The organism is Limnohabitans sp. TS-CS-82, from assembly GCF_002943475.1.
In genome coordinates, this window is record NZ_PTQX01000002.1 from 238586 (window position 1) to 265005 (window position 26420).

Annotated in this window: 29 protein-coding genes and 1 pseudogene; 15 read left to right on the top strand and 15 right to left on the bottom strand. The window is 57.0% G+C overall.

Features of this window, described 5'->3' with window-relative positions:
• Positions 1–11: 11 nt before the first annotated feature.
• The 3 genes and pseudogenes from C5F52_RS05630 to C5F52_RS05640 form a co-directional block, all read right to left on the bottom strand.
• On the bottom strand, positions 12–1094 hold the full coding sequence (locus tag C5F52_RS05630; protein WP_104797361.1) for a phosphotransferase: 1083 nt from the start codon (positions 1092–1094) through the stop codon (positions 12–14).
• 13 nt (positions 1095–1107) lie between these two features.
• Positions 1108–1827, bottom strand: a complete 720-nt coding sequence (locus C5F52_RS05635; protein ID WP_104797362.1) for a Crp/Fnr family transcriptional regulator — start codon at positions 1825–1827, stop codon at positions 1108–1110.
• A gap of 89 nt (positions 1828–1916) precedes the next feature.
• Positions 1917–2849, bottom strand: a pseudogene (locus C5F52_RS05640) (3-hydroxyacyl-CoA dehydrogenase family protein); the annotation flags it as partial.
• A gap of 165 nt (positions 2850–3014) precedes the next feature.
• On the opposite strand from C5F52_RS05640, the gene C5F52_RS05645 reads away from it, so the two are divergent.
• Positions 3015–3680: a glutathione S-transferase gene (locus C5F52_RS05645; RefSeq protein ID WP_104797364.1), complete on the top strand. Its 666-nt coding sequence runs from the start codon at positions 3015–3017 to the stop codon at positions 3678–3680.
• Positions 3681–3686: 6 nt separating this feature from the next.
• Here C5F52_RS05645 and C5F52_RS05650 read toward each other — a convergent pair whose 3' ends face one another.
• The 3 genes from C5F52_RS05650 to lexA form a co-directional block, all read right to left on the bottom strand.
• Complete coding sequence (locus C5F52_RS05650; RefSeq protein WP_104797365.1) at positions 3687–4694, bottom strand: D-2-hydroxyacid dehydrogenase family protein; 1008 nt, start codon at positions 4692–4694, stop codon at positions 3687–3689.
• Positions 4695–4755: 61 nt separating this feature from the next.
• The gene (locus tag C5F52_RS05655; RefSeq protein WP_104797366.1) at positions 4756–4992 is read right to left on the bottom strand and encodes a hypothetical protein; all 237 of its coding nucleotides are present in this window, start codon (positions 4990–4992) and stop codon (positions 4756–4758) included.
• A gap of 13 nt (positions 4993–5005) precedes the next feature.
• Complete coding sequence (lexA, locus tag C5F52_RS05660) at positions 5006–5662, bottom strand: transcriptional repressor LexA (RefSeq protein ID WP_104797367.1); 657 nt, start codon at positions 5660–5662, stop codon at positions 5006–5008.
• 95 nt (positions 5663–5757) lie between these two features.
• Here lexA and C5F52_RS05665 point away from each other — a divergent pair, with 95 nt between their 5' ends.
• Positions 5758–6663, top strand: a complete 906-nt coding sequence (locus C5F52_RS05665) for an asparaginase (protein WP_104797368.1) — start codon at positions 5758–5760, stop codon at positions 6661–6663.
• A gap of 73 nt (positions 6664–6736) precedes the next feature.
• Here the strand turns inward: C5F52_RS05665 and adk are convergent, their stop codons facing one another.
• From adk to C5F52_RS05695, 6 genes are all read right to left on the bottom strand, one after another.
• Positions 6737–7393, bottom strand: a complete 657-nt coding sequence (gene adk, locus C5F52_RS05670; protein ID WP_104797369.1) for an adenylate kinase — start codon at positions 7391–7393, stop codon at positions 6737–6739.
• Positions 7394–7459: 66 nt separating this feature from the next.
• Positions 7460–8221 carry a 3-deoxy-manno-octulosonate cytidylyltransferase gene (gene kdsB / locus C5F52_RS05675; protein WP_104797370.1) on the bottom strand — a complete coding sequence of 254 codons (762 nt, stop codon included), beginning with the start codon at positions 8219–8221 and terminating at the stop codon, positions 7460–7462.
• Positions 8222–8404 carry a Trm112 family protein gene (locus C5F52_RS05680; protein WP_104797371.1) on the bottom strand — a complete coding sequence of 61 codons (183 nt, stop codon included), beginning with the start codon at positions 8402–8404 and terminating at the stop codon, positions 8222–8224.
• Positions 8385–9422, bottom strand: a complete 1038-nt coding sequence (lpxK, locus tag C5F52_RS05685; RefSeq protein ID WP_104797818.1) for a tetraacyldisaccharide 4'-kinase — start codon at positions 9420–9422, stop codon at positions 8385–8387. Before lpxK ends, C5F52_RS05680 begins: the two co-directional genes overlap by 20 nt.
• Before the next feature lie 82 nt (positions 9423–9504).
• Complete coding sequence (locus tag C5F52_RS05690; protein ID WP_104797819.1) at positions 9505–9930, bottom strand: biopolymer transporter ExbD; 426 nt, start codon at positions 9928–9930, stop codon at positions 9505–9507.
• Between the two features lie 19 nt (positions 9931–9949).
• A complete protein-coding gene (locus C5F52_RS05695) occupies positions 9950–10576 on the bottom strand; it encodes a MotA/TolQ/ExbB proton channel family protein (RefSeq protein ID WP_104797820.1) in 627 nt (208 codons plus the stop codon).
• A 252-nt stretch (positions 10577–10828) separates the two neighbouring features.
• On the opposite strand from C5F52_RS05695, the gene xseA reads away from it, so the two are divergent.
• Both xseA and C5F52_RS05705 read left to right on the top strand, forming a co-directional pair.
• Positions 10829–12112 carry an exodeoxyribonuclease VII large subunit gene (gene xseA, locus C5F52_RS05700; protein ID WP_104797372.1) on the top strand — a complete coding sequence of 428 codons (1284 nt, stop codon included), beginning with the start codon at positions 10829–10831 and terminating at the stop codon, positions 12110–12112.
• Positions 12113–12147: 35 nt separating this feature from the next.
• Positions 12148–12729 (top strand): superoxide dismutase, encoded by a 582-nt coding sequence (locus C5F52_RS05705; protein WP_104797373.1) that lies wholly within the window; start codon positions 12148–12150, stop codon positions 12727–12729.
• A gap of 88 nt (positions 12730–12817) precedes the next feature.
• Here the strand turns inward: C5F52_RS05705 and C5F52_RS05710 are convergent, their stop codons facing one another.
• Entirely contained in the window at positions 12818–13261 is a 444-nt protein-coding gene (locus tag C5F52_RS05710; protein WP_104797374.1) for a DUF192 domain-containing protein, read from the bottom strand.
• 55 nt (positions 13262–13316) lie between these two features.
• On the opposite strand from C5F52_RS05710, the gene clpS reads away from it, so the two are divergent.
• Positions 13317–13664: an ATP-dependent Clp protease adapter ClpS gene (clpS, locus tag C5F52_RS05715; RefSeq protein ID WP_104797375.1), complete on the top strand. Its 348-nt coding sequence runs from the start codon at positions 13317–13319 to the stop codon at positions 13662–13664.
• 96 nt (positions 13665–13760) lie between these two features.
• Positions 13761–16094, top strand: coding sequence for an ATP-dependent Clp protease ATP-binding subunit ClpA (clpA, locus tag C5F52_RS05720; protein ID WP_104797376.1), 2334 nt, complete (start codon positions 13761–13763; stop codon positions 16092–16094).
• 92 nt (positions 16095–16186) lie between these two features.
• On the opposite strand, the gene C5F52_RS05725 is transcribed toward clpA, so the two are convergent.
• A complete protein-coding gene (locus C5F52_RS05725) occupies positions 16187–17734 on the bottom strand; it encodes a helicase HerA-like domain-containing protein (RefSeq protein ID WP_104797377.1) in 1548 nt (515 codons plus the stop codon).
• Between the two features lie 68 nt (positions 17735–17802).
• Between C5F52_RS05725 and C5F52_RS05730 the strand changes: the two genes are divergently transcribed.
• Genes C5F52_RS05730 through rng form a run of 9 tightly spaced genes read left to right on the top strand, consistent with a single transcriptional unit; the run spans position 17803 to position 25535 of the window.
• Positions 17803–18522, top strand: coding sequence for a YebC/PmpR family DNA-binding transcriptional regulator (locus C5F52_RS05730; protein WP_104797378.1), 720 nt, complete (start codon positions 17803–17805; stop codon positions 18520–18522).
• The gene (gene purD / locus C5F52_RS05735; protein ID WP_104797379.1) at positions 18519–19811 is read left to right on the top strand and encodes a phosphoribosylamine--glycine ligase; all 1293 of its coding nucleotides are present in this window, start codon (positions 18519–18521) and stop codon (positions 19809–19811) included. Before C5F52_RS05730 ends, purD begins: the two co-directional genes overlap by 4 nt.
• A 55-nt stretch (positions 19812–19866) precedes the next feature.
• On the top strand, positions 19867–20514 hold the full coding sequence (locus tag C5F52_RS05740; protein ID WP_236657745.1) for a 1-acyl-sn-glycerol-3-phosphate acyltransferase: 648 nt from the start codon (positions 19867–19869) through the stop codon (positions 20512–20514).
• Between the two features lie 12 nt (positions 20515–20526).
• Entirely contained in the window at positions 20527–21471 is a 945-nt protein-coding gene (gene hemF / locus C5F52_RS05745; protein ID WP_104797380.1) for an oxygen-dependent coproporphyrinogen oxidase, read from the top strand.
• Positions 21462–22079, top strand: coding sequence for a nicotinate (nicotinamide) nucleotide adenylyltransferase (gene nadD, locus C5F52_RS05750; protein ID WP_104797381.1), 618 nt, complete (start codon positions 21462–21464; stop codon positions 22077–22079). The genes hemF and nadD overlap by 10 nt, the downstream gene beginning before the upstream one ends.
• Before the next feature lie 5 nt (positions 22080–22084).
• Complete coding sequence (rsfS, locus tag C5F52_RS05755; protein ID WP_104797382.1) at positions 22085–22903, top strand: ribosome silencing factor; 819 nt, start codon at positions 22085–22087, stop codon at positions 22901–22903.
• Positions 22900–23367 (top strand): 23S rRNA (pseudouridine(1915)-N(3))-methyltransferase RlmH, encoded by a 468-nt coding sequence (gene rlmH / locus C5F52_RS05760; protein ID WP_104797383.1) that lies wholly within the window; start codon positions 22900–22902, stop codon positions 23365–23367. The genes rsfS and rlmH overlap by 4 nt, the downstream gene beginning before the upstream one ends.
• Positions 23368–23384: 17 nt before the next feature.
• Positions 23385–24011: a nucleoside triphosphate pyrophosphatase gene (locus C5F52_RS05765; RefSeq protein ID WP_104797384.1), complete on the top strand. Its 627-nt coding sequence runs from the start codon at positions 23385–23387 to the stop codon at positions 24009–24011.
• 24 nt (positions 24012–24035) lie between these two features.
• Positions 24036–25535 carry a ribonuclease G gene (rng, locus tag C5F52_RS05770; RefSeq protein ID WP_104797385.1) on the top strand — a complete coding sequence of 500 codons (1500 nt, stop codon included), beginning with the start codon at positions 24036–24038 and terminating at the stop codon, positions 25533–25535.
• 9 nt (positions 25536–25544) lie between these two features.
• On the opposite strand, the gene C5F52_RS05775 is transcribed toward rng, so the two are convergent.
• Positions 25545–26417 (bottom strand): glycosyltransferase, encoded by an 873-nt coding sequence (locus tag C5F52_RS05775; protein WP_104797386.1) that lies wholly within the window; start codon positions 26415–26417, stop codon positions 25545–25547.
• Positions 26418–26420: the final 3 nt, after the last annotated feature.

Here is a 26420-nt window from a genome sequence, read left to right on the forward strand (position 1 = left end):
CGTTTTTTCTTTTAGGCTTGTTGTGCAAATCGCCATGCCAACTCGGCCATCGGGCGCGCACCTGCTCCGTTGGCTTTGGCTTGGTCGCTAGACGCTGTGCCAGCTTCCACGCGTTTGGCGATGCCTTGCAAGATGGCCGCGATGCGGAACATGTTGTAGGCGAGGTAAAAATTCCAGTCGGCTTTCAAGTCTGCTGGTGTGGCGAGGCCTGTGCGGTCGCAATAGCGGTGGATGTTTTCGCTTTCGCTGGGAATGCCGAGCGCTGCGATGTCCACACCGCCAATGCCTCTGAAGGTGCCGGGTGAAATATGCCAGCCCATGCACAAGTAGCTGAAGTCGGCCAGCGGGTGGCCTAGCGTCGATAACTCCCAATCGAGCACTGCCAACACGCGTGGCTCGGTGGGGTGAAACATCAAGTTATCCAAGCGATAGTCGCCGTGCACGATGCTGACTTTGCTGTCGTCTTTGGCGCTCGCGGGCATGTTGGCAGGCAGCCATGCCATGAGCTTGTCCATCTCGTCGATGGGCTGGGTGACAGAGGCCACGTATTGCTTGCTCCATCGACCAATCTGGCGTTCAAAGTAATTGCCGGGGCGGCCATAGTTTTCAAGTCCACGCTCTGCAAACTTGACCGTGTGCAGGGCTGCGATGACGCGGTTCATTTCATCGTAAATCGCACCACGTTCTGCGTTCGCCATGCCCGGTAAGGTTTGGTCCCACAGCACACGCCCTGGTACAAACTCCATCACATAAAAGGCACGACCGATGATGGACTCGTCTTCGCACAGCACATGCATTTGCGGCACGGGCACATCGGTGCCGTGCAAGCCTTGCATCACTTTGAACTCGCGTTCAATCGCGTGGGCCGAAGGCAACAACTTGGCCACGGGGCCAGGCTTGGTGCGCATCACATAGCTCTTGGCTGGGGTGATGAGTTGGTAAGTGGGGTTGGATTGCCCGCCCTTGAACATCTCTAGCGAGATGGGGCCTTCAAAGCCCGGCAGATTGGCGCTCAGCCACGCTGCCAGTGCTGCGGTGTCTATGCGGTGTGCCGCTTGCACGGGCTGGGAGTTTGTTGCGTCGTCCCGGCTCATGCGTGGGCTCCTGTCAGTGGTCGGCTTCGCTGATCTGTAGCAAAGCGTCGCGGTTGCGAATCACCAAGCCGCCCGGCTCGATGCGAATGGCTTCTTCGCGTTCCATGGCTTTGAGTTCTTGGTTCACGCGTTGACGTGACGCGCCCAAGAGTTGCGCCAATTCTTCTTGCGCCAGATGCAAACCAATGCGAATTTCCTGGCCATTGGTCAGGCATGGCACACCGTAGCTGCGCGCTAAGTGCAGCAGCTGTTTTGCCAAGCGTGAGCGCAAGGGCAGGGTGTTGAGGTCTTCTACCAGGCCAAACAGCTGGCGAATGCGACGTGCTTGCAAGCGCAGCATAGCGTCGTAAAACTCCACATGCTGGCTGAGAATCTTTTGAAAATCCGCTTTGGCAACGCACAAGATCGAGGTGTCGCCGTGCGCGTACACATCGTGTGTGCGACGGTCCCCATCCAGAATCGCCACGTCGCCAAACCAAATCCCAGGCTCCACATACGTGAAGGTGATCTGCTTGCCCGACAACGAAGTCGAGCTCACACGCACCGCGCCTTTGGCGCACGCCATCCACTCGTCGGCTGAGTCGCCGCGAGCGGCAATCAAGTCGCCGTCTTTGCATCGTTTGACGTAAGCGCATCGAAGAATGTCGTGTCGTAGTGAAGGTGAAAGAGAAGAGAACCAACGTCCTGCGTTGATGGCCTCGCGTTCTTCGATGTTAAGAATAGGATCGTCCATAGCCTGTCTTTTGTGTGACCTGAAAGTGAAAGTTTGTCACTCCGGAGACCCACTGTGTCTGCGGGTTTCGAGTGAGGTTTGAAGGTGGGTTAGCTTTCGGTGTGCATCAAGCTCAAGCCCAATGCGCCACGGCGACGCAGCCATGGGCTAGGCCGGTAACGCGTGTCGCCGTAAACGGTTTGCACGTTGAACAGCACTTCCAAAATTTCGGTGGGGCCGTATTTGTTGCCCATGGTCAACGGGCCCATGCTGTGGCCCAAATCTGCTGCGCCTGTGGCTTCGAGTTCTTCGGGTGTGCACAAACCTTGTTGGCACATGTCACACGCAATGTTGATGAGGTTGGCCACCACGCGTTGCGTCACAAAACCACCGCTGTCGCGAATCACGGTCACGGCTTTGCCATCACGCGCAAACAGGGCGTGTGCAGCGTCGCGCATGTCAGCGCGTGTAGCAGGGCTGGTGGCGAGCACGCGACGTTGTGTGAGCTTGTCGTCAATCAGCATGTCGATGCCGACCGTGCGTGCGGGGTCTAAGCGTTCCACGATGGCCACGGTGGTCACATCAAAACCCAAAGGGGCGACGATAGACAGCGCTTGCGCGGAAGGCGATGCACCCGTTTCAATCTTGGCGCCCAAGTCTTTGAGCAACTGCAGCAGTTCGGGGCGACGCATGGCGCGGGTGGATACCCACACTGGTGGCATCTCTGACACGGTAGGTGTGGCTACTTCGGCGGGCATCTGTGCTTCGCCGTTCACGTAGGTGTAAAAACCTTCGCCTGTTTTTTGGCCCAGTTTGCCTGAGCTGATGCGTTGCACGGCTAAGTGGCTGGGGCGGTAACGCGGCTCATTCAAATATTGTTGGTAAACAGAACTGATGGCCTCGTGTGCCGCATCAATACCTGCGATATCGAGGAGTTGGAAAGGGCCAAGCTTGAAACCTGCTTGGTCGCGCAAGATGCGGTCAATGGTGGCAAAGTCGGCCACGCCTTCAGATGCGATTTGCAGCGCTTCTGTGGCGCCTCCCAAAAAGCCTATGGTTTTGTAGATGGAATTCATAGCAAAGATTATGGCCGAGCATGCCTGGCTTTTTGAGTTGCGCTTAGGTGACTTGGCCTATGCCCCTTCAAGCCTGCGCTGGTAGCGGCTATGCCAGAATCAATTTGACTTTCAACCTCTAGGAGTGCCTTCATGACCCTCAAACTCTGCGGCTTCGCTGTCAGCAACTACTACAACAAGCTCAAAATCCAGCTGCTTGAAAAAGCTGTGCCGTTTGAAGAGGACTTGGTGTGGGTCAACCCCGTTGAGCCAGCCACCTTCTTGCGCTCGCCCATGGGCAAAGTACCGTTTTTAGAAACCCCACAGGGCTGCATCAGCGAATCAGCGGTGTGCGCTGAATACATTGAACAAGCCTACCCACATCACCCACTGATGCCCACCGATGCATTTGAGGCGGCCAAGGTGCGCGAAATCATCACCTACCTAGAGCTGCATGTCGAATTGGTGGCGCGTGAGCTGTACCCACAGGCGTTCTTTGGCGGCAAGGTGGATGAAGCGACGCAGGCAAGGGTGCGCAAGCAACTCGTCAAAGGCGTGGAAGGCTTGAGCAAGCTGTTGAAGTTTTCGCCCTATGTGGCGGGCGACACTTTCACACTGGCCGATTGCTCCGCCATTGTGAATTTGCCTCTGGCTTCCATGGCCTCGAAGGCTGTGTACGGCGAAGATCTGCTGGCCCACTTGCCCGTGAAAGCCTACAGCCAGCAAATGGCCGAGCGCGCTTCGGTACAAAAAGTCAACGTCGACCGCAAAGCCTGCATGGCTTTGATGGCTGAACGCATGGCCAAGAAAAACAGCTAAGCCAATTTACCGGCGTACTTGCAGTGCGCCGGGGTTGACGATGTTGGTGGGCGTGCCTTTGATGAAGTTCACCACGTTGTCAAACGCCGTGCCAAAGTACATCTCGTAACTGTCTTGCTCCACATAGCCAATGTGTGGTGTGCAAATGCAGTTTTCCAAGCGCAGTAGCGCTTGGCCTTGCATGATGGGTTCGCTTTCAAACACATCAATCGCCGCCATGCCGGGGCGGCCGCGGTTGAGTGCTGTGATCAGTGCGTCGGGCTCGATCAACTCAGCGCGTGAAGTGTTCACCAATAACGCAGTGGGTTTCATGCGACCCATGTCTGAGAGCTTCACAATGCCACGAGTCTCGTCGACCAAGCGCAGATTCAGAGTAAGAACGTCTGATTCTTCAAAGAATGCTTCGCGCGAGATAGCCACATTCAAGCCATCTTTGGCAGCTCGTTCGCGTGAGGCCTCGCTGCCCCACATCACCACCCTCATGCCAAATGCTTTGCCGTAGCCTGCTAACAATTGCCCAATCTTGCCGTAGCCCCAGATGCCCAAGGTTTTACCTCGCAACACTTGACCCAACCCAAAATTGGTGGGCATAGAGCCTGCTTTGAAGCCTGACTGCTGCCACGCGCCGTGCTTGAGGTTGCTGATGTATTGGGGCAGGCGGCGCATGGCAGCCATGATCAAAGCCCACGTCAGTTCGGCGGGCGCAATAGGTGAGCCCGAGCCTTCGGCCACGGCAATGCCGCGTTCAGTGCAAGCTGCCACATCCACGTGGCTACCGATCTTGCCGGTTTGAGAAATGAGTTTGAGCTTGGGGAGTTTGTCCAGTAACTGGCGATTGATGTGTGTGCGTTCACGGATCAACACCAGCACTTCGGCATCACGCAGTCTGACAGACAACTGGCCAACACCTTTGATGGTGTTGGTGTAAACCTTGGCTGGAAAGGCTTCTAATTTTGACGCACAAGCGAGCTTGCGCACGACATCTTGGTAGTCGTCGAGGATGACAATATTCATCCCCCGATTGTGCCTTGCAGCACGGGGCTTCACGCGTGGCGCGTGAGCCCGATTGCAAATATCAGTGACGGTTTTCTAGCTCGGCCAAACGGTCGAGTTCGGCACACACATCCGCCATGCGACCCGAGATGACCATGCGGCCTGCTTGGCTGCGGTTGTGTTGGGCTTCCATCACGCGGGCAACGCGCAAAGGCAAGGGGCGACGGGTGCTTTGCAGGGCTTGCTCGGGCATGAAGCCGCGAACCACGTTTTGCAGAGGATTGAGGAGGCGGTAAGCGCCAAAAAGTGCGAGGCTCATGGTCGTTCTTTCTTTACATCATCATGGTGTTACGGATCAGGCCAACGGCCAAACCTTCAATTTCAAAGGGCTCGCCAGGTTCGACCACAATGGTTTTGAAGTCGGGGTTTTCTGCGAGCAGCTCAATGTGGCTGGCTGTTTTGCGAAAGCGCTTGACGGTCACGTCTTCGCCCAAGCGGGCCACCACGATTTGGCCGTTTTTGGCGTCGCGTGTGGATTGCACAGCCAACAAGTCGCCGTCCATGATGCCTGCGTCGCGCATGGACATGCCGCGCACACGCAGCAAATAGTCGGGCTTGCGTTGGAACAAGCTGCTTTCTACAAAATAAGTTTGGTCCACATGCTCTTGCGCCAAGATGGGTGAGCCAGCAGCGACTCGGCCCACGAGCGGCAGAGAGAAGCCTGAGGGCGAAGCGCTGAAACTGCTTTCTTGGTAGCTGCGTTGGTTGCCACCCTTGAGGCGAATGCCGCGAGAGGTGCCGCTCACCAGTTCGATGGCGCCTTTACGGGCCAAGGCTTGCAAATGTTCTTCAGCGGCGTTGGCCGATTTGAAGCCAAGCTCTGCGGCAATTTCTGCACGAGTAGGGGGCGAACCGGTGTTGGCAATGGCAGACTGGATAAGCTCCAGAATCTGTTGCTGACGGGCGGTTAGTTTTGGCATTTCAATCATCGGTTCGACTCCTGCACAATGTGTGTCTTGCGGTGTGCAACTGTTTACACATCCAGTAACTGTATTTTTAACCAGCTTTTTGAGTTTGGCAAGCTATGAATGCAAAAAAAACTAAAAAAATCGTTGTTTTAGCCACAGGCGGCACCATTGCGGGCTTGGCAAGCGATGCCGCCAAGCCTCAAACCTACACAGCTGGCCAAGTGGCCGTGGCTGATTTATTGCAAGGCGTTGCCCATGATGGCGTTGAGCTGTTGAGCGAACAAGTGGCCCAAATCGACAGCAAAGACATGTCTTTTGCGGTGTGGCAAAGCCTGTTGGCTCGTGTGTCGCACTACTCAGAACAAGACGATGTGCAAGGCGTGGTCATCACCCACGGCACTGACACACTCGAAGAAACCGCCTACTTTTTACAAGCTGTGTTGCAGCCCACCAAGCCTGTGGCTATCACCTGCGCCATGCTGCCCGCCAATGCGCCTGACAGCGATGGCCCCGGCAACCTCAAAAACGCTTTAACTTGGGTGCAAGAGCCCGCGGCATCAGGTGTGTCGGTGGTGTGCGCAGGCCAAGTGCATGCTGGCAATGCTGTGCAAAAAAGTCATAGCCACCAGCGCAACCCATTCACCTCGCAAGCGGGTGTGATGCACCCCGCCGTGTTACGTGTGCCTAGCGTGGCGCAGGTGGTGGCTTGCCAGCACTGGCCGCGTGTGGAGCTGGTGTTCAACCATGCAGGCGCCGATGGCCGCTTGGTACGCGCGCTGACGGCACACGATGCGCCGCAGGGTTGGGTGGTGGCTGGCACGGGCAATGGCACCTTGCACCACGACTTAGAGGCTGCTTTGCTGGACGCGCAAAAGCAGGGTGCGCAGGTGTTGCGTGCGTCGCGTTGCGCGCAAGGCGGTGTGCAGTCAAGTGAGGCTGATGTGTTGCCACATGCGGGGGGCTTGACGGCTGTGCAGGCTCGCGTGGCTTTGTTGATGCATCTTGTGGCGCAGCAAACATAGTCAAAATAAGTCGCCAACAAAAAAGCCGCTCGACAGAGCGGCTTTTCTTTACAAGCGTGATGCTCGACGCGAATTAAGCGGCGAGGGCTTGGAACGCGCGGTCTTTGATTTCTTCCACAGTGCCTGTACCGCTGATGGCGCGGTACTTAGGTGCTGCAGCGGCATCGGCCTTGGCCCAGCCAGAGTAGTAGTCGACCAGTGGTCGGGTTTGAGCGCTGTAAACGTCCAAACGCTTTTTGACCGTCTCTTCTTGGTCGTCGGCGCGTTGCACCAAAGGTTCGCCAGTCACGTCATCAATGCCATCCACTTTGGGGGGGTTGAACTTGACGTGGTATGTACGCCCAGAAGCAGGGTGTGAGCGGCGGCCGCTCATGCGCTCGATGATGGCATCAAACGGCACATCGATTTCCAACACGTAGTCCAGCTTCACGCCAGCCGCCTTCATGGCGTCGGCTTGTGGAATGGTGCGTGGGAAACCGTCAAACAAGAAACCATTGGCGCAATCGGCTTGCGTGATGCGTTCTTTGACCAAATTGATGATGAGGTCATCGCTGACCAAACCACCTGCATCCATCACTTTTTTGGCTTCGATGCCCAGTGGTGTGCCGGCTTTCACAGCTGCGCGCAACATGTCGCCGGTGGAAATTTGAGGAATGCCGTATTTTTGGCAAATGAAGGTGGCCTGTGTACCTTTACCGGCACCGGGGGCGCCCAACAAAATGAGTCTCATGCTTGGTCCTATTGGTCTACGTTTTATTACTTAATCGAGGATATCACGCGCATCCCTTCCAAACCCTTACGCGGCGGCGCTTAGCAGCGCACGCACACGCGCCAAGTCTTCGGGTGTGTCCACGCCGGGGCCTGGGGAATGGTCGGTGATGTGCACCGCAATGCTGTGACCGTGCCACATGGCACGCAGCTGTTCGAGCGACTCGGTCACCTCAATCGGCGCTTGCGCCAGTTTGGGGAACTCGCGCAAAAAGCCGACGCGGTAGCCATACAGGCCCACATGGCGCAGCGGCGCGGGACTTGGGAGTGTGGTGATACCTTGCGCGAATCCATCACGCCACCAAGCAATCGGGGCACGACTGAAGTACAGCGCGGTGTTGCGGGCATCGAGCACCACTTTCACCACATTGGGGTTGGCAAAGTCTTCCACGCTCTCAATGGCGTGGGCGAGGGTGCTCATGCTGCAGTCGCTGCGTGTTTGCAGCAGCTGGGCGGCGGCGTCAATCGAGGCGGGGTCAATCAGGGGCTCATCGCCTTGCACGTTCACCACCACATCGGTGTCTTGCAGCTTCAGCAAATCGCAGGCTTCGGCCAAGCGGTCGCTACCAGAAGGATGGTCGGTGCGGGTCAACACTGAATCAATGCCATGCGCTTGGCAGGCAGCCACGATGCGCTGGTCGTCAGCGGCGACCACCACGCGAGAGGCGGCAGACAGCTTGGCGCGCTGCGCCACGCGAACCACCATGGGCAAGCCGGCAATGTCGGCGAGCGGTTTGTCGGGCAAACGCGACGATGCCATGCGCGCTGGAATGAGAACGCAAAACGACATTCAGGCTTCCAGCTCGGCGTCGGTCAGGGGGCGGGCTTCGTTTTCGAGCAACACAGGAATGCCGTCGCGCACGGGGTAAGCCAAGCGCGCGCTGCGTGAGATGAGCTCTTGCGTGTCGCGTTTGTATTCAAGGGGGCCTTTGGTCACGGGGCAGACCAAGAGTTCAAGCAGTTTGGTGTCCATGGGGTGATGATAACTTTGCGTGTTGTACGGCTGCGAGGTGCGCGTCAATCGCGGCCAAGAGTTCGGGGGGTAAGGTGGTGTGTAGCGGCACAGCCCACGCTTGTGGGTGATGTGCCCAGAGTTTGACCGCATCTTTTTCGGTGCAGAGCACATCGCCTTGTGAGGTGTCGATGTGCAAAGCTTGTAGATCCGCGTGGTCGGGCAAGGCTTGGGTATGCGCCACATTCATGCCTTGTTCGCGCAGCATGGCAAAAAACACCTCAGGCTTGGCAATGCCCGCCAAGGCTTGCACGGGCGTGTCCCACCAGCTGCTGAGCGAGCGTTGGGTGCCATCGGCTTGCAGCGCATAGTCAGCCAAATGGCGCTGCACAGCAAATTCGTTCGGGCCTGCTTCGCCTGATGTTCTCAAGACCCAGCAAGGCACATTGGGGCTCAGCGCTTGGCGCGGCCACGTCTCGCGCAGCGGGCCAGCGGGTAATAAGTGGCCGTTGCCCACGCCGCGTTCGTCAAACACGCACAGCTCTAGGTCGCGGGCCAAGGGCCAGTGTTGCAGGCCATCGTCACATACCAGCACTTGCACATCGCGGTGCAAACTCAACAGCGCTCGACCTGCATCCACACGGCTGTTGCCTACAAACACGGGCACTTGGCAGCTGCGGGCAATCAGCAAAGGCTCATCGCCCACGTTCTGTGATTGGCTTTTAGGTGACACAGCCAGCGTGCTGGATGTTTTGCGGCCATAGCCGCGGGACAACACGCCCACGCGCAAGCCTTGCGCTTTCAAGTGGTTGACCAAGGCCATGGTGATGGGTGTTTTGCCCACGCCTCCCACCATCACATTGCCCACCACGATGACGGGCACGGGCAAGGTGGTCTGTTTGTAAAAACCGTGTTGATAAAGCCTGCGGCGAATCGCCACAAGACCTGCAAACAACCAACTGATGGGGAGTAAAAAAAAGACCAACACTTGGCCCAATGCATTCGAGCGATCAGCACCATGACCGTTCCAAGCGTGCATCAAAGCTTGGCTCAGCGTCTGCTTTAGTGTTTGCCTCAAAGTTGGGGCTGTCTCAGTCGTACTGCGGTCGCCGCTCATGGCGTCAGTCGGCTTTGCCGCCGGACGACTGGGCAGCGAAGGTGAGTTGGTTCAAACCATTGCGGCGAGCCGCCTCCATCACCATCATCACCGATTGGTGGCTGGCTTGTGCGTCAGCACTGATGATGATCATAGGGCTGTCCATGCTTTGCGTGGCTTGCGCCAAAGCTTGGCTCAGGCCTTGCACGTCACGCGTGGGCACCAAATTGCGATTCACGCTGAATTGGCCTTCGTTGCTGATGGACACAATCACTTCGTGCGGGCGCTCTTGCGGTGCTGCGGCATCGGCCACGGGTAAATTCAGCTGCAACTCGGTGAATTTTCTGTAAGTCGTGGAGAGCATCAAGAAAATCACCACCACCAACAAAATGTCGATGAACGGAATTAGGTTGATCTCGGGTTCTGGGCTTTTCTCGCGATGAAATTTCATGGCCATGGTGTGGCGCCTGTTATTTCAAACGTGCGCGCATGGCGAGCAAGTGGCGCATAAAGCGCTCGGCATCCAGCTCAAAGCCCAGCACATACGCATCGACACGGCCACGCAGGTAGCGCCAGAACATCAAGGCGGGAATGGCAATGATCAAACCAAATGCCGTGTTGTACAGCGCAATCGAAATGCCCTGTGCCAGTTGCACGGGGTTGCTGGTGCCTGGGGCTTGCGAGCCAAAAATATCAATCATGCCAATGACTGTGCCCAGCAAACCCAAGAGTGGCGCGGCTGAAGCAATAGTGGCCAAGGCCACCAAATGCTTTTCCAACTCATGCGCTGCTTTGCGGCCAGCAGATTCCATGCTGGAGCGCAGGTCTTCTGTGCTGATGAGGGGCTCGTCTTTCATGGCGTGCAAGCCAGAAGCCAAAATGCGGCCCAACACAGAGTGGTCGTGCAACTGCTGCATGGCTTCTTCCGATGGCAGGTTGTCGTGGGAGGCTTTGAGCGCTTGCTCCAGCAAGCCTTCAGGGGCCACCAGGTGGGGGCGAAGGCTCATCATGCGTTCGATGACCAAGGCCAATGCCACGACAGAGCAGATCAAAAGGGGCCAAATCGGCCAGCCAGCCGCTTGTATGATGGTGAACAAAGCCAACACTCCAGAGAATTTTGTGTGTGCCAATTATGGCCTAGCGGCCCATCCACATGATCTGTGGATAACTTTGGGGATAAGCTTTGCTACCCCCCCTCAGATGCCGCATGAATGGGGCGATTCAACAAAATGATCGAAAAATGGGCGTTAAAAATCTCTTTTAAATCAAAGACTTGCTACGCAGGTTGGTGATTTTCTCGGTTTATTGTTTAAAACGATCTGGAAATATTTTTTGTGGATGAGTCTTCAATGCAACCCTCGGAATCGCTAGGTTTGGCGCCACGCATTTGGGCAGTTGGTGCCCTGTGCTGCGCCGTTGCTGACGTCTTGGACAGTCGTTTTAACCCCGTGGCTGTTCGGGGCGAGATTTCTGGCTTCACACGCGCGGCCAGCGGGCATTGCTACTTCACTCTCAAGGACGCAAGCGGGCAGCTGCGTTGCGCCATGTTCAAACGTGCCGCCCAAATGCTCGACTTTCGTCCTGTGGACGGCGAACTGGTCGAAATCAAGGGCCGTTTGGGTGTATATGAGCCACGTGGTGAGCTGCAAATGGTGGTCGAACACATGCGCCGTGCGGGGCAGGGCGCGTGGTTTGAGCAGTTTTTAAAACTCAAAGCCAAGCTCGAAGCCGAAGGCCTGTTTGACGCCGAGCGCAAACGTCCCCTCAAAACCATGCCGCGTGGCATTGGTGTGGTCACCTCACTAGGCGCAGCCGCCTTGCATGACGTGGCCACCGCCTTGCAACGCCGTGTGCCGCACATTCCTGTGGTGCTTGCGCCGTCCTTGGTACAAGGTCCAGATGCGCCGCCCACCTTGGTGCAAGCCTTGCAGCAGCTCAGCCAGCAGCCCAACATCGACGTCATCTTGCTGGTGCGTGGCGGCGGTTCGATGGAAGACCTCTGGGCTTTCAACGACGAAAACTTGGCAAGAGCCATCGTCAGCAGCCCTGTGCCGATCATCAGCGGCGTGGGGCACGAAACCGACTTCACCATTGCCGATTTCTGCGCCGACCTGCGTGCTCCTACGCCCACCGCTGCCGCCGAAATGTGCGCGGTGCCGCACGCGGAGTTGTTGTCCAACCTGCAGCTGTGGGGCAATGCCCTGCAAACCATCGCGCACCGCCAGCTTGACACCCAAGAGCAACGCCTAGACCGCGCCCAAGCCCGTTTGGGCCGCCCGTCTGAAGGTCTGAGTACTGAAAAAATGCAGCTCTTGCGCCTGCAGCAGCGTCTGGGCCAAGCCGTGCAAACTCGCACCCAACGCTGCCACAACGAACTGGCCACACTCACCAGCGGCCTAGCCCGTGGCGTGCAGCAAACCCCCGCCACAGCCCGCGAACGCTTGCACCGCGCGGCGTTGCGCCTGGAACTGCTTGACCCCAAATTGGTGCTGCAACGTGGTTTCGCGTGGCTCAGCGATGCCGATGGCCAAGCCATCACCTCGGTGGCGCAGACCTCAGAAGGCCAAGCTTTGGATGCAACCCTTGCCGATGGCGTGGTTGAATTACGGGTTGCTGCACCCACACGCATTTAGTTTTTACAATTCACGTTTTTACACAAGAGGACTTCATGGAACACACGCTCCCCGCACTGCCTTACGCCATCGATGCATTGGCCCCTCATTACAGCCAAGAGACTCTAGAGTTTCACCATGGCAAGCACCACAACGCCTACGTTGTGAACTTGAACAACCTGCAAAAAGGTACCGAGTTTGAAGGCATGGCCCTGGAAGAAATCATCAAGAAGTCCAGCGGCGGTGTTTACAACAACTCAGCCCAAATCTGGAACCACACCTTCTTTTGGAATTGCATGAAGCCACAAGGCGGCGGCGAACCCACAGGTGCATTGGCTGCAGCCATCAACGCCAAATTCGGTAGCTACGCTGCATTCAAAGAAGCCTTCGTCAAGAGCGCCGTGGGTAACTTCGGTTCAGGCTGGACATGGTTGGTCAAAAAGGCCGACGGTTCTGTGGACATTGTCAACATGGGCGCTGCTGGCACCCCATTGACCACTGGCGACAAAGCCTTGTTGACTGTGGACGTGTGGGAACACGCTTACTACATCGACTACCGCAACATGCGTCCTAAGTTCGTGGAGACTTTCCTCGACCACTTGGTGAACTGGTCTTTTGCTGAAAGCAATTTCGCTTAATTCAGCTTGTTTTGGCGGGCTGTGAGGCCCGTTGAAATGTCAAAAAGCCGCCTGGATAGGCGGCTTTTTTGTGGGCGGGCGCAAGCGTTCAGGGCTTAAACACAACGCCACGCAAGCGGCTGCCAGCGTTCAGTCCCTTTTTGGTAAACCAGCCTTGGTGCATTTCCAGCACAAAACGCACCGGCTTTTCAGAGCAGTGTGAATCTGTGGTTTGCGGCTTCATGTCTGCCAAATTCACGATGGTGCCGTCATCGGCCACAAAGGCGGCGGTCAGGGGCAGCAGTGTGTTTTTCATCCAAAAGCACTGCGTGGCCGGCTGCTCAAACACGAACAACATACCTTCGTGTTGCGGCATGTCTTTGCGAAACATCAGGCCCATGCTGCGCTGGTCAGGCGTTTGTGCCACTTGCGTGTCGATTTGATACATGCCTGCTTGCAGCTTGATGCGGGGCAGGTTGGTTTGGGGGGTGTCCTGGGCCAAAGCCGAGAAAGCCAAGCCAGAAAAGAGGAGGGTCAGCAGTGCGCGTTTCATGCGTGAGACTGTATCCGAGGTCATGAGTGCTTTCGTGCCTCGATAGAATGACCTAATGCCAACTAAAAAACCCACTCCCAAAGTCCAACTGCCCGACCGTGACGATGGCGGATCGGTCGTTTTAGAGCGCATCACGCAGCGCACCAAGCCGCCGCAGATGTTTCAGGTGCTGATGCTCAACGACGATTTCACGCCCATGGAGTTTGTGGTGATGGTGCTGCAAGAGTTTTTCAGCAAAGACCGCGAACAAGCCACGCAAATCATGTTGCAAATCCACTTGGATGGCAAAGGCGTGTGCGGCGTGTACAGCAAAGACATTGCCGCCACCAAGGTGGACCAAGTGATGGACGCGGCCCGCAAGTCTGGCCACCCGCTGCAGTGTGTGGCAGAGCCCATTGAATAAACCTATGGTTTGCACTAAAGAAACAGGCCTATTGAATAAACGGGTTTTGTTTCCATATACATTTGAATCTCAGATGCAAGCACCGAAGGAAAACACATGATCGCCCAAGAACTAGAAGTCAGCTTGCACATGGCCTTTGTCGAGGCCCGTCAACAACGACACGAATTCATCACCGTCGAGCACTTGCTGCTCGCCTTGCTGGACAACCCCAGCGCCGCCGAGGTGTTGCGCGCTTGTTCTGCCAATATCGACGACTTGCGTAAGTCCCTCTCTAACTTCATCGCTGACAACACACCACAGGTGTCAGGCACTGAAGAGGTGGACACTCAGCCTACGCTGGGTTTTCAGCGCGTGATTCAACGCGCCATCATGCATGTGCAGTCCACAGGCAATGGCAAAAAAGAAGTGACCGGCGCCAACGTTCTGGTGGCCATCTTTGGCGAGAAAGACTCACACGCGGTGTACTACCTCCACCAACAAGGCGTGACCCGCTTAGACGTGGTGAACTTCATTGCCCACGGCATCAAAAAGAGCGACCCACCTGAAGCCGTCAAAGGCAATGAGTCAAACCAAGCCGAGCAGGAAGAGGGCGGTGCCACGTCTGAAAAGAACGAGAAGGCTTCGCCACTTGAGCAGTTCACACAAAACCTGAACCAAGCTGCCAAAGACGGCAAGATTGACCCGCTGATTGGCCGCGAGTACGAGGTCGAGCGCACGATTCAAATCCTGTGCCGTCGCCGCAAAAACAACCCACTGTTGGTGGGCGAGGCTGGCGTGGGTAAAACCGCGATTGCCGAAGGTTTGGCATGGCGCATCACCCAAGGCGCAGTTCCTGAAATCTTGTCTGAGGCCATCGTGTACTCGTTGGACATGGGCGCATTGCTGGCCGGCACCAAATACCGTGGTGACTTTGAGCAACGCTTGAAGGGCGTGATCAAAAACTTGCAGAGCAAGCCCAACGCGATTTTGTTCATCGACGAAATCCACACGCTGATTGGCGCGGGTGCTGCTTCGGGCGGCACCTTAGATGCGTCTAACTTGCTGAAGCCAGCTTTGTCGAGCGGCCAGCTCAAGTGCATTGGCGCAACCACCTTTACCGAATACCGTGGCATCTTTGAAAAAGACGCAGCCCTGAGCCGTCGTTTTCAAAAGGTGGATGTGGTCGAACCAACCGTGTCTGAAACCGTGGACATTCTCAAAGGCTTGAAGTCACGCTTTGAAGAGCACCACAACGTCAAGTACGCCGTGGCTGCGCTGCAAGCCGCTGCCGAGCTGAGCGCCAAGTACATCAACGACCGCCAGTTGCCAGACAAGGCGATTGACGTGATTGACGAAGCCGGTGCGGCACAACGCATTTTGGTGGCGTCTAAGCGCAAGAAAACCATTGGCAAGGCCGAGATTGAAGACATCGTGGCCAAGATTGCACGCATTCCGCCAGCCAACGTGTCTAACGACGACCGCAGCAAGCTCCAAACCATAGAGCGCGATTTGAAGAGCGTGGTGTTCGGCCAAGACAAGGCCCTCGAAGTGCTGGCGTCTGCCGTGAAGATGGCGCGCTCAGGCTTGGGCAAGTCCGACAAGCCGATTGGCGCGTTCTTGTTCAGCGGCCCTACGGGCGTGGGCAAGACCGAGGCGGCCAAGCAGTTGGCCTACATCATGGGCATCGATTTGGTGCGCTTTGACATGTCTGAGTACATGGAGCGCCACGCTGTGAGCCGCCTGATTGGCGCGCCTCCCGGCTATGTGGGCTTTGACCAAGGCGGTTTGCTGACCGAAGCAGTGACCAAGAAGCCGCATTGCGTGTTGTTGCTGGATGAGATTGAAAAAGCCCATCCCGATATCTTCAACGTGCTGTTGCAGGTGATGGATCACGGCACGCTGACCGACAACAACGGCCGCAAGGCGGACTTCCGCAACGTCATCCTCATCATGACGACAAATGCGGGCGCCGAGACCATGAATAAGGCCACCATTGGCTTTACCAACCCTCGCGCTGCGGGCGACGAAATGGGCGATATCAAGCGCTTGTTCACGCCAGAGTTCCGCAACCGCTTGGACGCCATCGTGGGCTTCAAGGCCTTGGACGAAAACGTCATCATGCGCGTGGTCGACAAGTTCTTGCTGCAACTCGAAGGCCAGTTGGCTGAGAAGAAAGTCGAAGTTACCTTCAGCGACACGCTGCGCAAGCACTTGGCCAAGAAGGGCTTTGACCCACTCATGGGCGCACGCCCTATGCAACGCCTCATCCAAGACACGATTCGCAAGGCTTTGGCCGACGAACTGCTGTTTGGTCGCCTCACCGATGGTGGCCGCTTGAGCGTGGACATTGACGACAAAGAAGAAGTGCTGCTCGACATCACACCTTTGCCTAAGAAGGAAAAGGCCGCGAAGGGCGAGCACACGGCTTCTGAGGAGCAAGCGGCAAGCTAAGCTTGTCGCTCGGTTGCTGGCTCAACTGTTGAAACAAAAACGCCGTCTGTGTTGCCACAGGCGGCGTTTTTCATTGGGCTGTCGATATCGGCTTAGCGCTTGCGCCCACCCAAAATACTGCCCATCACCCCACGCACAATCTCGCGGCCCACAGCCGAGCCGATGTTGCGCACGGCAGACTTGACCATCATTTGCGCCAAGCCTTGGCGTTGACCGCCACGCGGGCCGGTGGAACCAAACAACGCGTCGCCCAAGCCAGAGAGCACTTGGTCTGTCACAGTGGCTTGTGCTGGTGCTTGACCAGCGGGGTCGGATACGGTTCCTGCAGAAGCCCCAGCTGTTGAGGGCGAACCACCAGCTGCAGGCGCAGTACCTTTGAGGCGTTCATAAGCGGATTCACGGTCCAAGGTCTGTTCATACACCCCAGCCACCAACGAATTGGCCAGCAAGGCCTGGCGTTGCTCTGGGGTGATGGGGCCAAGTTGGCTGCCGGGCAGCAACACATAGACCTGTTCCGTCTCGGACGGGCGGCCTTTGGCATCCAGCAAACTCACCAAGGCTTCGCCTACGCCCAGCTCGGTGATCGCTTTTTCAATGTCTAGGCCCTCTTTACCGCGCATGGTCTGCGCAGTGGCTTTGACAGCTTTTTGGTCACGAGGTGTGAAGGCACGTAAAGCGTGTTGCACGCGGTTGCCCAGCTGGCCCAGCACGGTTTCGGGCACGTCCAGCGGGTTTTGGGTGACAAAGTACACGCCCACGCCCTTGGAGCGAATCAGGCGCACCATTTGCTCAATGCGCTCCAGCAGCACTTTGGGCGCTTCGTTGAACAGCAAATGCGCTTCGTCAAAGAAGAACACCATCTTAGGCTTCTCGACGTCGCCAATTTCTGGCAGCTGTTCAAACATCTCCGAGAGCATCCACAGCAAGAACGTGCCGTACAGGCGTGGAGCGTTCATCAGCTTGTCGGCGGCCAACAAATTGATGACGCCCATGCCACGCGCATCGGTTTGCATGAAGTCTTGGATGTTGAGCATGGGCTCGCCAAAAAAGACATCACCGCCTTGGGCTTCAATCTCTAGCAAGGCGCGTTGAATGGCGCCAATGCTGGCGGCGCTCACGTTGCCGTATTCGGTGGTGAAGTCGCGTGCGTGCTCGCCCACATATTGCAGCATGGCGCGTAGGTCTTTGAGGTCAAGGAGCAGCAAACCTTGGTCGTCCGCGATTTTGAAGACCATGTTGAGCACACCAGCTTGTGTGTCGTTCAGGTTGAGCATGCGGCCCAGCAAGAGAGGCCCCATGTCGGTGATGGTGGCGCGAACGGGGTGGCCAGACTTACCAAACACGTCCCACAGGGTGGTTGGGCAGCCTAGTGGAGAGGGCATGGGTAGGCCGCGCTCTTGGATGGCGGCTGCGAGTTTGGGCGGGATGTTGCCAGGCTGGCTGATGCCTGCCAAGTCGCCTTTGACGTCGGCCATGAAGACGGGCACGCCGATTTTGGAGAAGCTTTCAGCCAGGGTTTGAAGCGTGACGGTTTTGCCTGTGCCTGTCGCACCTGTGATGAGACCGTGGCGGTTGGCCAAGGCTGGCAACATGTGGCATTCAGTCGTATTGCGGCGCGCAATCAGCATCGGTTCGGCCATCAAAAGTTCTCCATCGCATGAAAAGTAAAATAACCAGATAAGGTTAATTCAATTCAAGAGGATTTCTGATGGCTGGCCACAGTAAATGGGCAAATATTCAACACCGCAAAGGGCGTCAAGACGAGAAGCGCGGCAAGATTTGGACACGCATCACGCGTGAAATCATTGTGTCTGCCCGCTTGGGTGGCGGCGACCTGAGCCTGAACCCTCGTTTGCGTTTGGCCATTGAAAAAGCCAAGGCGGCCAACATGCCCGCCGACAACATCAAACGCAACGTCGACAAAGCCACAGGCAACCTCGACGGCGTGGTGTACGACGAGATTCGCTACGAAGGCTACGGTGTGGGCGGAGCCGCCATCATCGTGGACACCATGACCGACAACCGCGTGCGTACCGTGGCTGAAGTGCGCTTTGCATTCAGTAAAAACGGCGGCAACATGGGCACTGAGGGTTCAGTGGCGTTTCAATTCAAGCATTGCGGCCAATTGGTGTTTGCACCGGGCAGCAATGAAGACCAAATCATGGAAATTGCGCTCGAAGCGGGCGCCGACGATGTGATCACTGATGACGACGGCGCGATTGAAGTGCTGACGCCACCTGCCAGCTTTGAGGCTGTCAAAAACGCTTTGGACGCTGCGGGCCTCAAGCCCGAAGTGGCTGAGGTGACTTACCGTGCAGACAACACCATCGAACTCGAGGGTGATGACGCTGTGAAGATGCAAAAAATATTGGACGCGCTAGAAGACCTTGACGATGTGCAAGAGGTCTATCACAACGCAGCACTATGAACGTATTAGTTATTGGCGGCGGTGGCCGCGAGCACGCGTTGGCGTGGAAGATTGCCCAATCCAACAAGGTGCAAAAAGTGTTCGTGGCTCCCGGCAACGGCGGCACAGCACGCGACAAGCGCTTGGACAACATCGACATCACCGATGTCAAAGCTCTGCGCGAGTTTGCGCAAAGCAATGGCGTTGAACTGACGGTGGTCGGGCCTGAGACACCATTGGCTGCAGGAGTGGTGGACGAGTTCCGCGCGCACGGCATGCGCATTTTTGGCCCCACCAAGGCAGCGGCGCAGCTGGAAAGCTCTAAGGCCTTCAGCAAAGCGTTCATGAAGCGCCACAACATTCCCACTGCGGAATACGAAACTTTCACCGACGCCCAAGCCGCGCACGACTACGTGAACGCCAAAGGCGCACCGATTGTGGTGAAGGCCGACGGTTTGGCTGCAGGCAAGGGCGTGGTGGTGGCGATGACCGCCGCCGAGGCCCACGAAGCGATTGATTTCATGTTGCTCGACAACAAGCTGGGTGTGAGCCACAACGAAGGTGGCGCGCGCGTGGTTATTGAAGAGTTTTTGCAAGGTGAAGAGGCCAGCTTCATCGTCATGTGCGATGGCAAAACCGTGTTGCCTTTGGCCACCAGCCAAGACCACAAGCGCTTGCTCGATGCCGACGAAGGCCCCAACACCGGCGGCATGGGCGCGTATTCGCCAGCGCCCGTGGTCACGCCTGAGGTGCATGCCCGCGCCATGCGCGAAATTATTTTGCCCACCATCAAGGGCATGGAAAAAGACGGCATTCCATTCACCGGCTTCTTGTACGCGGGTTTGATGATTGACCCACAAGGCCAGGTCAAAACTCTTGAGTTCAACTGCCGCATGGGCGACCCCGAAACCCAGCCCATCATGGCGCGCTTGAAAACCGATTTGGTCGATGTGCTGATGGCGGCCACTGCCACCAATGCCGAGACTCGCTTTGACGACTTCGAGCTGGAATGGGACCGCCGCACCGCAATTGGTGTGGTGTTGGCCGCACACGGCTATCCCCTAAGCCCCCGCAAGGGCGACACCATCACCGGTTTGCCGCAAGACACAGACGATGTGGTGGTGTTCCACGCCGGTACGCAAATGGCCGACGGCCAAGTGGTCACCAGCGGTGGCCGCGTGTTATGCGTGACAGCTTTGGGTGGCACTTTGAAGCTGGCTCAGCAGCAGGCTTACGACACCATCAAGGGCATTCACTTCGATGGCGTGCAGTACCGCAGCGACATTGGCTACCGCGCAATTTCGCGCTGAACGTTTCAATAACGTCTACGCCAATCCTCGTTCAACCGATTGCTCATAAACACAGATGACCGAATTCACCAAACCCATGCCCGTGCAATGCAAACCTCAAGCGTGGGCCGCTTGGTTGGTCAAGCTGATGGGGTGGAGGATCGAGTTTGATGGGCTGCCCACCAAACAAGGCGTGCTCATTGGCTATCCGCACACCAGTAACTGGGACTTCATCACGATGATGCCGGTTAAGTGGGCCTTGGGTTTGCCGATTCAGTTCTTTGCCAAACACAGTTTGTTTAGCATTCCGCTATTTGGCCGTTGGATTCGCTTCATTGGTGCTGTGCCGATTGACCGCTCGTCGCCTAAAGGGGTTGTGGGTGAGATGGTGGACTCTTTGATACGACACAAGCAAAACGACGAAATCCTCTGGATTGGCTTATCGCCTGAAGGCACGCGCAAGCTGACCGACGGGTGGCGCAGTGGCTTTTACCAACTGGCTTTGGGGGCTGACGTGCCTTTGCTCATGCTGCACATTGATTACGGCAAGAAGCTAGCCAAAGTGACGGACTTCATGCGTTTGACGGGCGATGTGCAAGCGGATTACGCACACATCGCCAAGGTGTACGAAGGCGTGCAGGGCTTTCATGTGAACCAAGCGGCCCCCATTCGCCCTTTGCCAGCACGCACGACTGCGACTGGCGACACTCAGACAACCCGCTAACTTCACCCCACGATGACCGCCACTACCCACGAACATAGCCACGAACACGTTGTAGCCGCCGCGCGCGACTACCTGATTGGCCTGCAAAGCCGCATCACCAGCGCGATTGAAGCCAAAGACGGCCAAGCCAAGTTCTTGGTGGACAAGTGGGAAAAGGGCCCGGGCGAACAGCTGCAGGGCAACGGCATCACCCAAATCTTAGAAAACGGCCCCGTGTTTGAGCGTGCTGGCTGCGGCTTTTCGCATGTGCGCGGCCCTAAGCTGCCGCCTTCTGCCACGCAGCACCGACCCGAGCTGGCTGGCGCGCCGTTTGAAGCCATGGGCGTGTCGCTGGTGTTTCACCCGCGTAACCCCTATGTGCCCACTGTGCACATGAACGTGCGAATGATTGTGGCCACGCCTGCCAATGGCAAACCTGTGGCGTGGTTTGGTGGCGGCATGGACCTCACGCCTTACTACGGCTATGCCGAAGACGCCAAGCATTTCCATCAGGTGTGCCATGACGCGTTGCAATCCTTTGGTGACGAGCTTTATCCACGCTTTAAAACTTGGTGCGACGAGTACTTCTGCAACAAGCACCGCAACGAACAGCGCGGCATTGGCGGTATCTTTTTTGACGACTTTTCAGAACTTGGCTTTGAGCGCAGTTTTGAAATGCTCAAAAGCGTGGGTGATGCTTTCCTAGAGTCGTATTTGCCCATCGTGGACCGCCGAGTGAACACACCTTATGGCGAGCGCGAGCGCGACCATCAGCTTTACCGCCGTGGCCGCTATGTGGAGTTCAACCTCGTGTGGGACCGTGGTACGCACTTTGGCCTGCAGTCTGGCGGGCGCACCGAGTCGATTCTGTTGTCCATGCCACCGTTGGTGAGCTGGTCGTACCAGCACCAGCCAGAAGCGGGCACACCTGAGCATGCTTTGTTGCATGACTTTTTGGTGCCGCGAAATTGGCTTTGAATCACGCCAAGCGCCTAGGCATCTTTGGTGGTTCGTTTGACCCGCCGCACATCGCGCACCTTGCGCTGGCCAAGCACGCGATCGAGCAGTTTGATTTGGCCGAACTGCGCATCATCCCCACGGGTGACGCTTGGCACAAGGCACGCACACTCACGCCATCGCCACACCGCTTGGCCATGACTCGTTTGGCTTTTGCCGATGTAGCGCAAACGGCGGTGGACCCGCGTGAGATCGACCGCGAAGGTGCGACCTACACCTTTGACACGCTCCAAGAGCTCAAAGCCGAGCAACCCGATACCGATTTGTACCTGTTCATCGGTGCAGACCAAGCGAATGCCTTCAAAACATGGCACCGTTGGCAAGAGATTTTGGGCCTCGCCACCGTGGTGGTGGCCGATCGTCCGAATGAGGGACAGGGCGGCATGGCCAGTCAGTGGCACAATGCGGTATCCCCCGACGTACAACGCTTGGACATGCCAAGCCTGAATGTGAGTGCCACCGAGATTCGTGCGCACGTTGCCCATGGCGCACATGCAGATCACAAGATGCACGCGTGGTTGCCTGCCGCTGTGCAGCACTACATTGAAAAACACAGCCTTTACCGATAAATCAGATGACCGAAACCTCCGCCAAAAAAGATGTCCAAAAATTGCAACGCACCGTCGTGGATGCGCTGGAGGACGTCAAAGCCCAAGACCTCGTGGTGTTTGACACCGAGCACTTGTCCTCGCTGTTTGAGCGCGTCATCGTGGCGTCTGGTACATCGAACCGTCAAACCAAAGCGTTGGCCGCCAGCGTGCGCGACAAAGTGCGCGACGCCGGTTTTGGCAAGCCTCGCATCGAAGGCGAAGACAACGGCGAGTGGATCATCGTGGATTGCGGCGCTGTGGTGGTGCACGTCATGCAGCCCACCATCCGTGGTTACTACAACCTCGAAGAAATTTGGGGCGAGAAGCCCGTGCGTTTGAAGTTTGGTGCACCAAAGCCTGTCAAAGCAGCCGAGCCTGAAGAAGTACCCGCCAAGAAGTCGGCAGCCAAAAAACCAGCAGCCAAGAAAACAGCCGCTGGTGACAAGAAGCCTGCTGCTCGTGCAAGCTCCGGTTCACGCGCTGATTCGAGCTCACGCACCTCTTACACGCGCAGCGATGCAGCCAAGCCAGCCTCGCGCAGCACCTCGACACGCGGCCCAGTCAAAGCGGCACCTGCTAAAACGACAGCTGCTAAATCAGCACCAGCCAAAACTGCAGCAGCCAAAACTGCAGCAGCCAAAAAGCCAGCTGCAGCGCCAGCCAAGTTGCCTGTCAAGACCGTGGGCCTCAAAGGTGCCAAGTCAACCGCCAAAGCCGCAGCACGCAGCGCCTCGACCACGGCTGGTAAGCCAACGGGCAAGCGTCCTCCAGCCGCTAAAAAGACCACCGCCCGCAAAGCATGAAGCTGTGGGTCGTCGCAGTCGGCCAACGTGTGCCCGACTGGGCGCAAACCGCTTGGGACGATTACGCCAAGCGGTTTCCGTCTGAGCTGAAGGTCGAGCTCAAGGCCGTCAAAACCGAGCCGCGCAGCTCTAAAACGCTAGACACCATTTACGCCGCCGAGCGCGAGCGCATCGAAGCCGCCATTCCGCGCGGCTGTCGCATCGTTGCTCTGGACGAACGAGGGACCAATCTCACCACCGTGGCCTTGGCCACCAAGCTCAAACACTGGCAGCTCGAAGCCGACGATGTGGCCTTGGTCATTGGCGGGCCTGATGGCTTGTGCCCCGAGTTCAAAAAACAAGCACACGAACGCATCCGCATTTCAGACCTGACCCTGCCGCACGCCATGGTGCGCGTGCTGTTGGTGGAGCAGCTCTACCGTGCGTGGTCGATCAACGCCAACCATCCTTATCACCGCGAGTGAAGCCGCTAGAGCTATTTATGTCTGACTCCAAATTCGTTTATCTCGCCTCGCAAAGTCCACGCCGTCGCCAACTGTTAGAACAGCTGGGTGTGCGTTACGAGTTGCTGCTGGCCGACGAACAAGAAGATGCCGAAGCGCTAGAGGTTGTGTTGCCCAATGAGGCCCCACGCGCTTATGTGCAACGCGTGACCTTGCTGAAGCTTGAGGCAGCACTCAATCGCATGAAGCGCCGTGGCTTGCCGCTGGCCCCGGTGCTGTGCAGCGACACCACGGTGGCTTTGGGCAAGACCATTTTGGGCAAGCCTGATGACACCAAACATGCGGCACAAATCCTTGGCGCGTTGAGCGGTCAAACCCACCGCGTGTTGACCTCGGTGGCCATGGGCACGCTGTCTAAATCGGGCAAGCCGCTCAAAACAGAGCAGGCGCTGAGTGTGTCCAACGTACGTTTTGCGGCTTTGACGCGTACACAAATACAAAACTATGTCGCCAGCGGCGAGCCCATGGGCAAAGCCGGCGCATATGCGGTGCAGGGAAGGGCCGCTGCGTACATCGAGCACATCAGCGGCAGCTACTCTGGCATCATGGGGTTGCCCATGTTTGAAACCGCGCAGCTGTTGCGCGAGTTTGGATTCAAGGTCTAACCCCTTTTACTTGCGGACCTTCACATGCAACAAGACATCCTCATCAACTGGTCGCCCCAAGAAACCCGAGTGGCCATTGTGGAAACGGGCGCCGTGCAAGAGCTGCACGTTGAGCGCACGCTAGAGCGTGGCTTGGTGGGTAATGTGTATTTGGGCAAAGTGGCGCGTGTGTTGCCGGGCATGCAATCGGCTTTCATCGACATTGGTCTAGAGCGTGCTGCCTTCTTGCATGTGGCCGACTTAATGAGCAGTGTGGCCGCACGCCACGCCGACGACAAGGGCGAGCCAGCACCGGTTGTGCCCATTGAAAAACAAGTGTTTGAAGGCCAGTCACTGTTGGTGCAAGTCATCAAAGATCCGATTGGCACCAAAGGTGCACGGCTTTCTTCGCAAATCAGCATTGCGGGCCGCTTGTTGGTATTTTTGCCGCAAGACCAACACATCGGTGTGTCGCAAAAAATACCGTTCGAGCAGCGCGAGTCCTTGCGCCAACGCTTGCAAGCTTTGGCCGAAACCGCCGCGCAAGATGGCAAAACAGGTAACCAAACGGGTGGCTTCATTCTGCGCACCAACGGCGAAGACGCCAGTGATGCTGAGCTGGGTGAAGACATTGCCTACCTGCGCAAAACCTGGGCGCGCATCAAAGAAGCCTCGACCCGCTTGCCCCCTAAATCGCTGTTGCACCAAGACTTGAGCCTGCTGCAGCGTGTGTTGCGCGACTTGGTGAGCGAGACCACACAAACCATCCGCATTGACTCGGCCGAGCAGTTTAAAAAACTGCAAACCTTCGGCCAAGAGTTCATGCCCAGCGCGGTGGACAAGCTGCAGCTGTACAAAGGCGAGCGTCCCATCTTTGATTTATTCAACATCGATGAAGAAGTGGGCAAGGCCTTGGGCCGCCGTGTGGACCTGAAGTCTGGCGGCTACCTCATCGTGGACCAAACCGAGGCCTTGACCACGGTCGACGTGAATACCGGCGGCTTTGTGGGTGCACGCAATTTTGACGAAACGATTTTCAAGACCAACCTAGAGGCTGCGGGTGCTATTGCCCGACAACTGCGTTTGCGTAACCTAGGTGGCATCGTGATTGCCGACTTCATCGACATGACGCGTGAAGACCACCGCGATGCGGTGTTGGCCGAGTTCCGCAAACAACTCGCCCGTGACCGCGTGAAGACGATGGTGAGCGGTTATTCGGCGTTGGGCTTGGTCGAGATGACGCGCAAGCGCACCCGCGAATCGCTGGCCCACATGCTGTGCGAGCCATGCCCTGTGTGTGACGGCAAAGGCAGCGTGAAAACCGCACGCACGGTGACGTATGACATTTTGCGCGAGATCTTGCGTGAGGCCCGTCAGTTCAATCCGCGCGAGTTCCGTGTGATTGCATCGCCCGATGTGATTGACATCTTGCTGGATGAAGAAAGCCAGCACTTGGCTGGCTTGAGCGACTTCATTGGTAAGCCCATTTCTCTGCAGGCTGAAGGTGCGATGTCGCAAGAGCAGTACGACATCGTCTTGCTCTGAACGCTTGAACTAAGCAACGAGCTTAAAGTGCTTGCGGCTGAAGTCCAGCCCAAATGCCTTCTCAAGCTTCATCAACCAACGGTGACGCTTCTCACGTTTGGTCAGCTGGTAATCGGGGTCAATCGTGAAGCTCTTTTCTGCCGAACTTTCTAGCCACGGCTTGACCAGCTCAGGGTGCGTGCCCGTGAATGGCTGCAACACCTGCGCATCAAACTGGCTGTAACGCACCGTGGGTGCGCCATGCGACCAAAACTTGCTCACTTGGTCGAGCTTCTTTTGCATCGCCTCGTTGCTTCGCACCCAGCCGTAGTGGTAGATGTGTGCATTGGCCAAAGCCGCTTGTGGGTTGCGGCCTTTTTTGTGGTCAGCTGTGATGAGCCAGTACTGGCCATCGGGCGCATACGAGCGGATGGTGTTGCGAATCAAGCGGCATTCACGGCGGTACCACGCTGGGCTGTCGGCCACAAAGTCGGGCGTGCCGTAAAAGTGGAAGTAGTCAAACACAAAGGCTTCGACAGCAGGGTTGTGGTGGTGCTTGTCCACACTGGCGCGGATGTTGGCCAGCTCGGCTTCGTGCACCACCTCGTCGCCCTCAAGGTAAAACGCCCAGTCACCTGTGCAGGCGAATTGCGCGATCATCTTTTGCTGGGCGTACACAAAGCCACGGTCTGCCATGCGTTCGTTCCAGATGGTTTCGATTACGCGAATCTTGGGAGAGCCAATGGCGTGAATACGGGCCAAGGTGTCGTCATTGCTTTTACCAACCACCACCACAAACTCATCGACCAAGGGCAAGAGTGAGCGAATGGAGGCTTCAAACGGGAAGCCCAGTTCCACGCCGTTGCGAATGAAGGTGAAACCGCTGATGGATGCTTGGCTCATAGA

Bases quoted from the DNA above. Each gene is read 5' to 3' on its own strand.
- C5F52_RS05630 (WP_104797361.1), bottom strand. From the start codon at position 1,094: ATGAGCCGGGACGACGCAACAAACTCCCAGCCCGTGCAAGCGGCACAC.
- C5F52_RS05635 (WP_104797362.1), bottom strand. From the start codon at position 1,827: ATGGACGATCCTATTCTTAACATCGAAGAACGCGAGGCCATCAACGCA.
- C5F52_RS05645 (WP_104797364.1), top strand. From the start codon at position 3,015: ATGACCCTCAAACTCTGCGGCTTCGCTGTCAGCAACTACTACAACAAG.
- C5F52_RS05650 (WP_104797365.1), bottom strand. From the start codon at position 4,694: ATGAATATTGTCATCCTCGACGACTACCAAGATGTCGTGCGCAAGCTC.
- C5F52_RS05655 (WP_104797366.1), bottom strand. From the start codon at position 4,992: ATGAGCCTCGCACTTTTTGGCGCTTACCGCCTCCTCAATCCTCTGCAA.
- lexA (WP_104797367.1), bottom strand. From the start codon at position 5,662: ATGATTGAAATGCCAAAACTAACCGCCCGTCAGCAACAGATTCTGGAG.
- C5F52_RS05665 (WP_104797368.1), top strand. From the start codon at position 5,758: ATGAATGCAAAAAAAACTAAAAAAATCGTTGTTTTAGCCACAGGCGGC.
- adk (WP_104797369.1), bottom strand. From the start codon at position 7,393: ATGAGACTCATTTTGTTGGGCGCCCCCGGTGCCGGTAAAGGTACACAG.
- kdsB (WP_104797370.1), bottom strand. From the start codon at position 8,221: ATGTCGTTTTGCGTTCTCATTCCAGCGCGCATGGCATCGTCGCGTTTG.
- C5F52_RS05680 (WP_104797371.1), bottom strand. From the start codon at position 8,404: ATGGACACCAAACTGCTTGAACTCTTGGTCTGCCCCGTGACCAAAGGC.
- lpxK (WP_104797818.1), bottom strand. From the start codon at position 9,422: ATGCACGCTTGGAACGGTCATGGTGCTGATCGCTCGAATGCATTGGGC.
- C5F52_RS05690 (WP_104797819.1), bottom strand. From the start codon at position 9,930: ATGAAATTTCATCGCGAGAAAAGCCCAGAACCCGAGATCAACCTAATT.
- xseA (WP_104797372.1), top strand. From the start codon at position 10,829: ATGCAACCCTCGGAATCGCTAGGTTTGGCGCCACGCATTTGGGCAGTT.
- C5F52_RS05705 (WP_104797373.1), top strand. From the start codon at position 12,148: ATGGAACACACGCTCCCCGCACTGCCTTACGCCATCGATGCATTGGCC.
- C5F52_RS05710 (WP_104797374.1), bottom strand. From the start codon at position 13,261: ATGAAACGCGCACTGCTGACCCTCCTCTTTTCTGGCTTGGCTTTCTCG.
- clpS (WP_104797375.1), top strand. From the start codon at position 13,317: ATGCCAACTAAAAAACCCACTCCCAAAGTCCAACTGCCCGACCGTGAC.
- clpA (WP_104797376.1), top strand. From the start codon at position 13,761: ATGATCGCCCAAGAACTAGAAGTCAGCTTGCACATGGCCTTTGTCGAG.
- C5F52_RS05725 (WP_104797377.1), bottom strand. From the start codon at position 17,734: ATGGCCGAACCGATGCTGATTGCGCGCCGCAATACGACTGAATGCCAC.
- C5F52_RS05730 (WP_104797378.1), top strand. From the start codon at position 17,803: ATGGCTGGCCACAGTAAATGGGCAAATATTCAACACCGCAAAGGGCGT.
- purD (WP_104797379.1), top strand. From the start codon at position 18,519: ATGAACGTATTAGTTATTGGCGGCGGTGGCCGCGAGCACGCGTTGGCG.
- C5F52_RS05740 (WP_236657745.1), top strand. From the start codon at position 19,867: ATGACCGAATTCACCAAACCCATGCCCGTGCAATGCAAACCTCAAGCG.
- hemF (WP_104797380.1), top strand. From the start codon at position 20,527: ATGACCGCCACTACCCACGAACATAGCCACGAACACGTTGTAGCCGCC.
- rsfS (WP_104797382.1), top strand. From the start codon at position 22,085: ATGACCGAAACCTCCGCCAAAAAAGATGTCCAAAAATTGCAACGCACC.
- rlmH (WP_104797383.1), top strand. From the start codon at position 22,900: ATGAAGCTGTGGGTCGTCGCAGTCGGCCAACGTGTGCCCGACTGGGCG.
- C5F52_RS05765 (WP_104797384.1), top strand. From the start codon at position 23,385: ATGTCTGACTCCAAATTCGTTTATCTCGCCTCGCAAAGTCCACGCCGT.
- rng (WP_104797385.1), top strand. From the start codon at position 24,036: ATGCAACAAGACATCCTCATCAACTGGTCGCCCCAAGAAACCCGAGTG.
- C5F52_RS05775 (WP_104797386.1), bottom strand. From the start codon at position 26,417: ATGAGCCAAGCATCCATCAGCGGTTTCACCTTCATTCGCAACGGCGTG.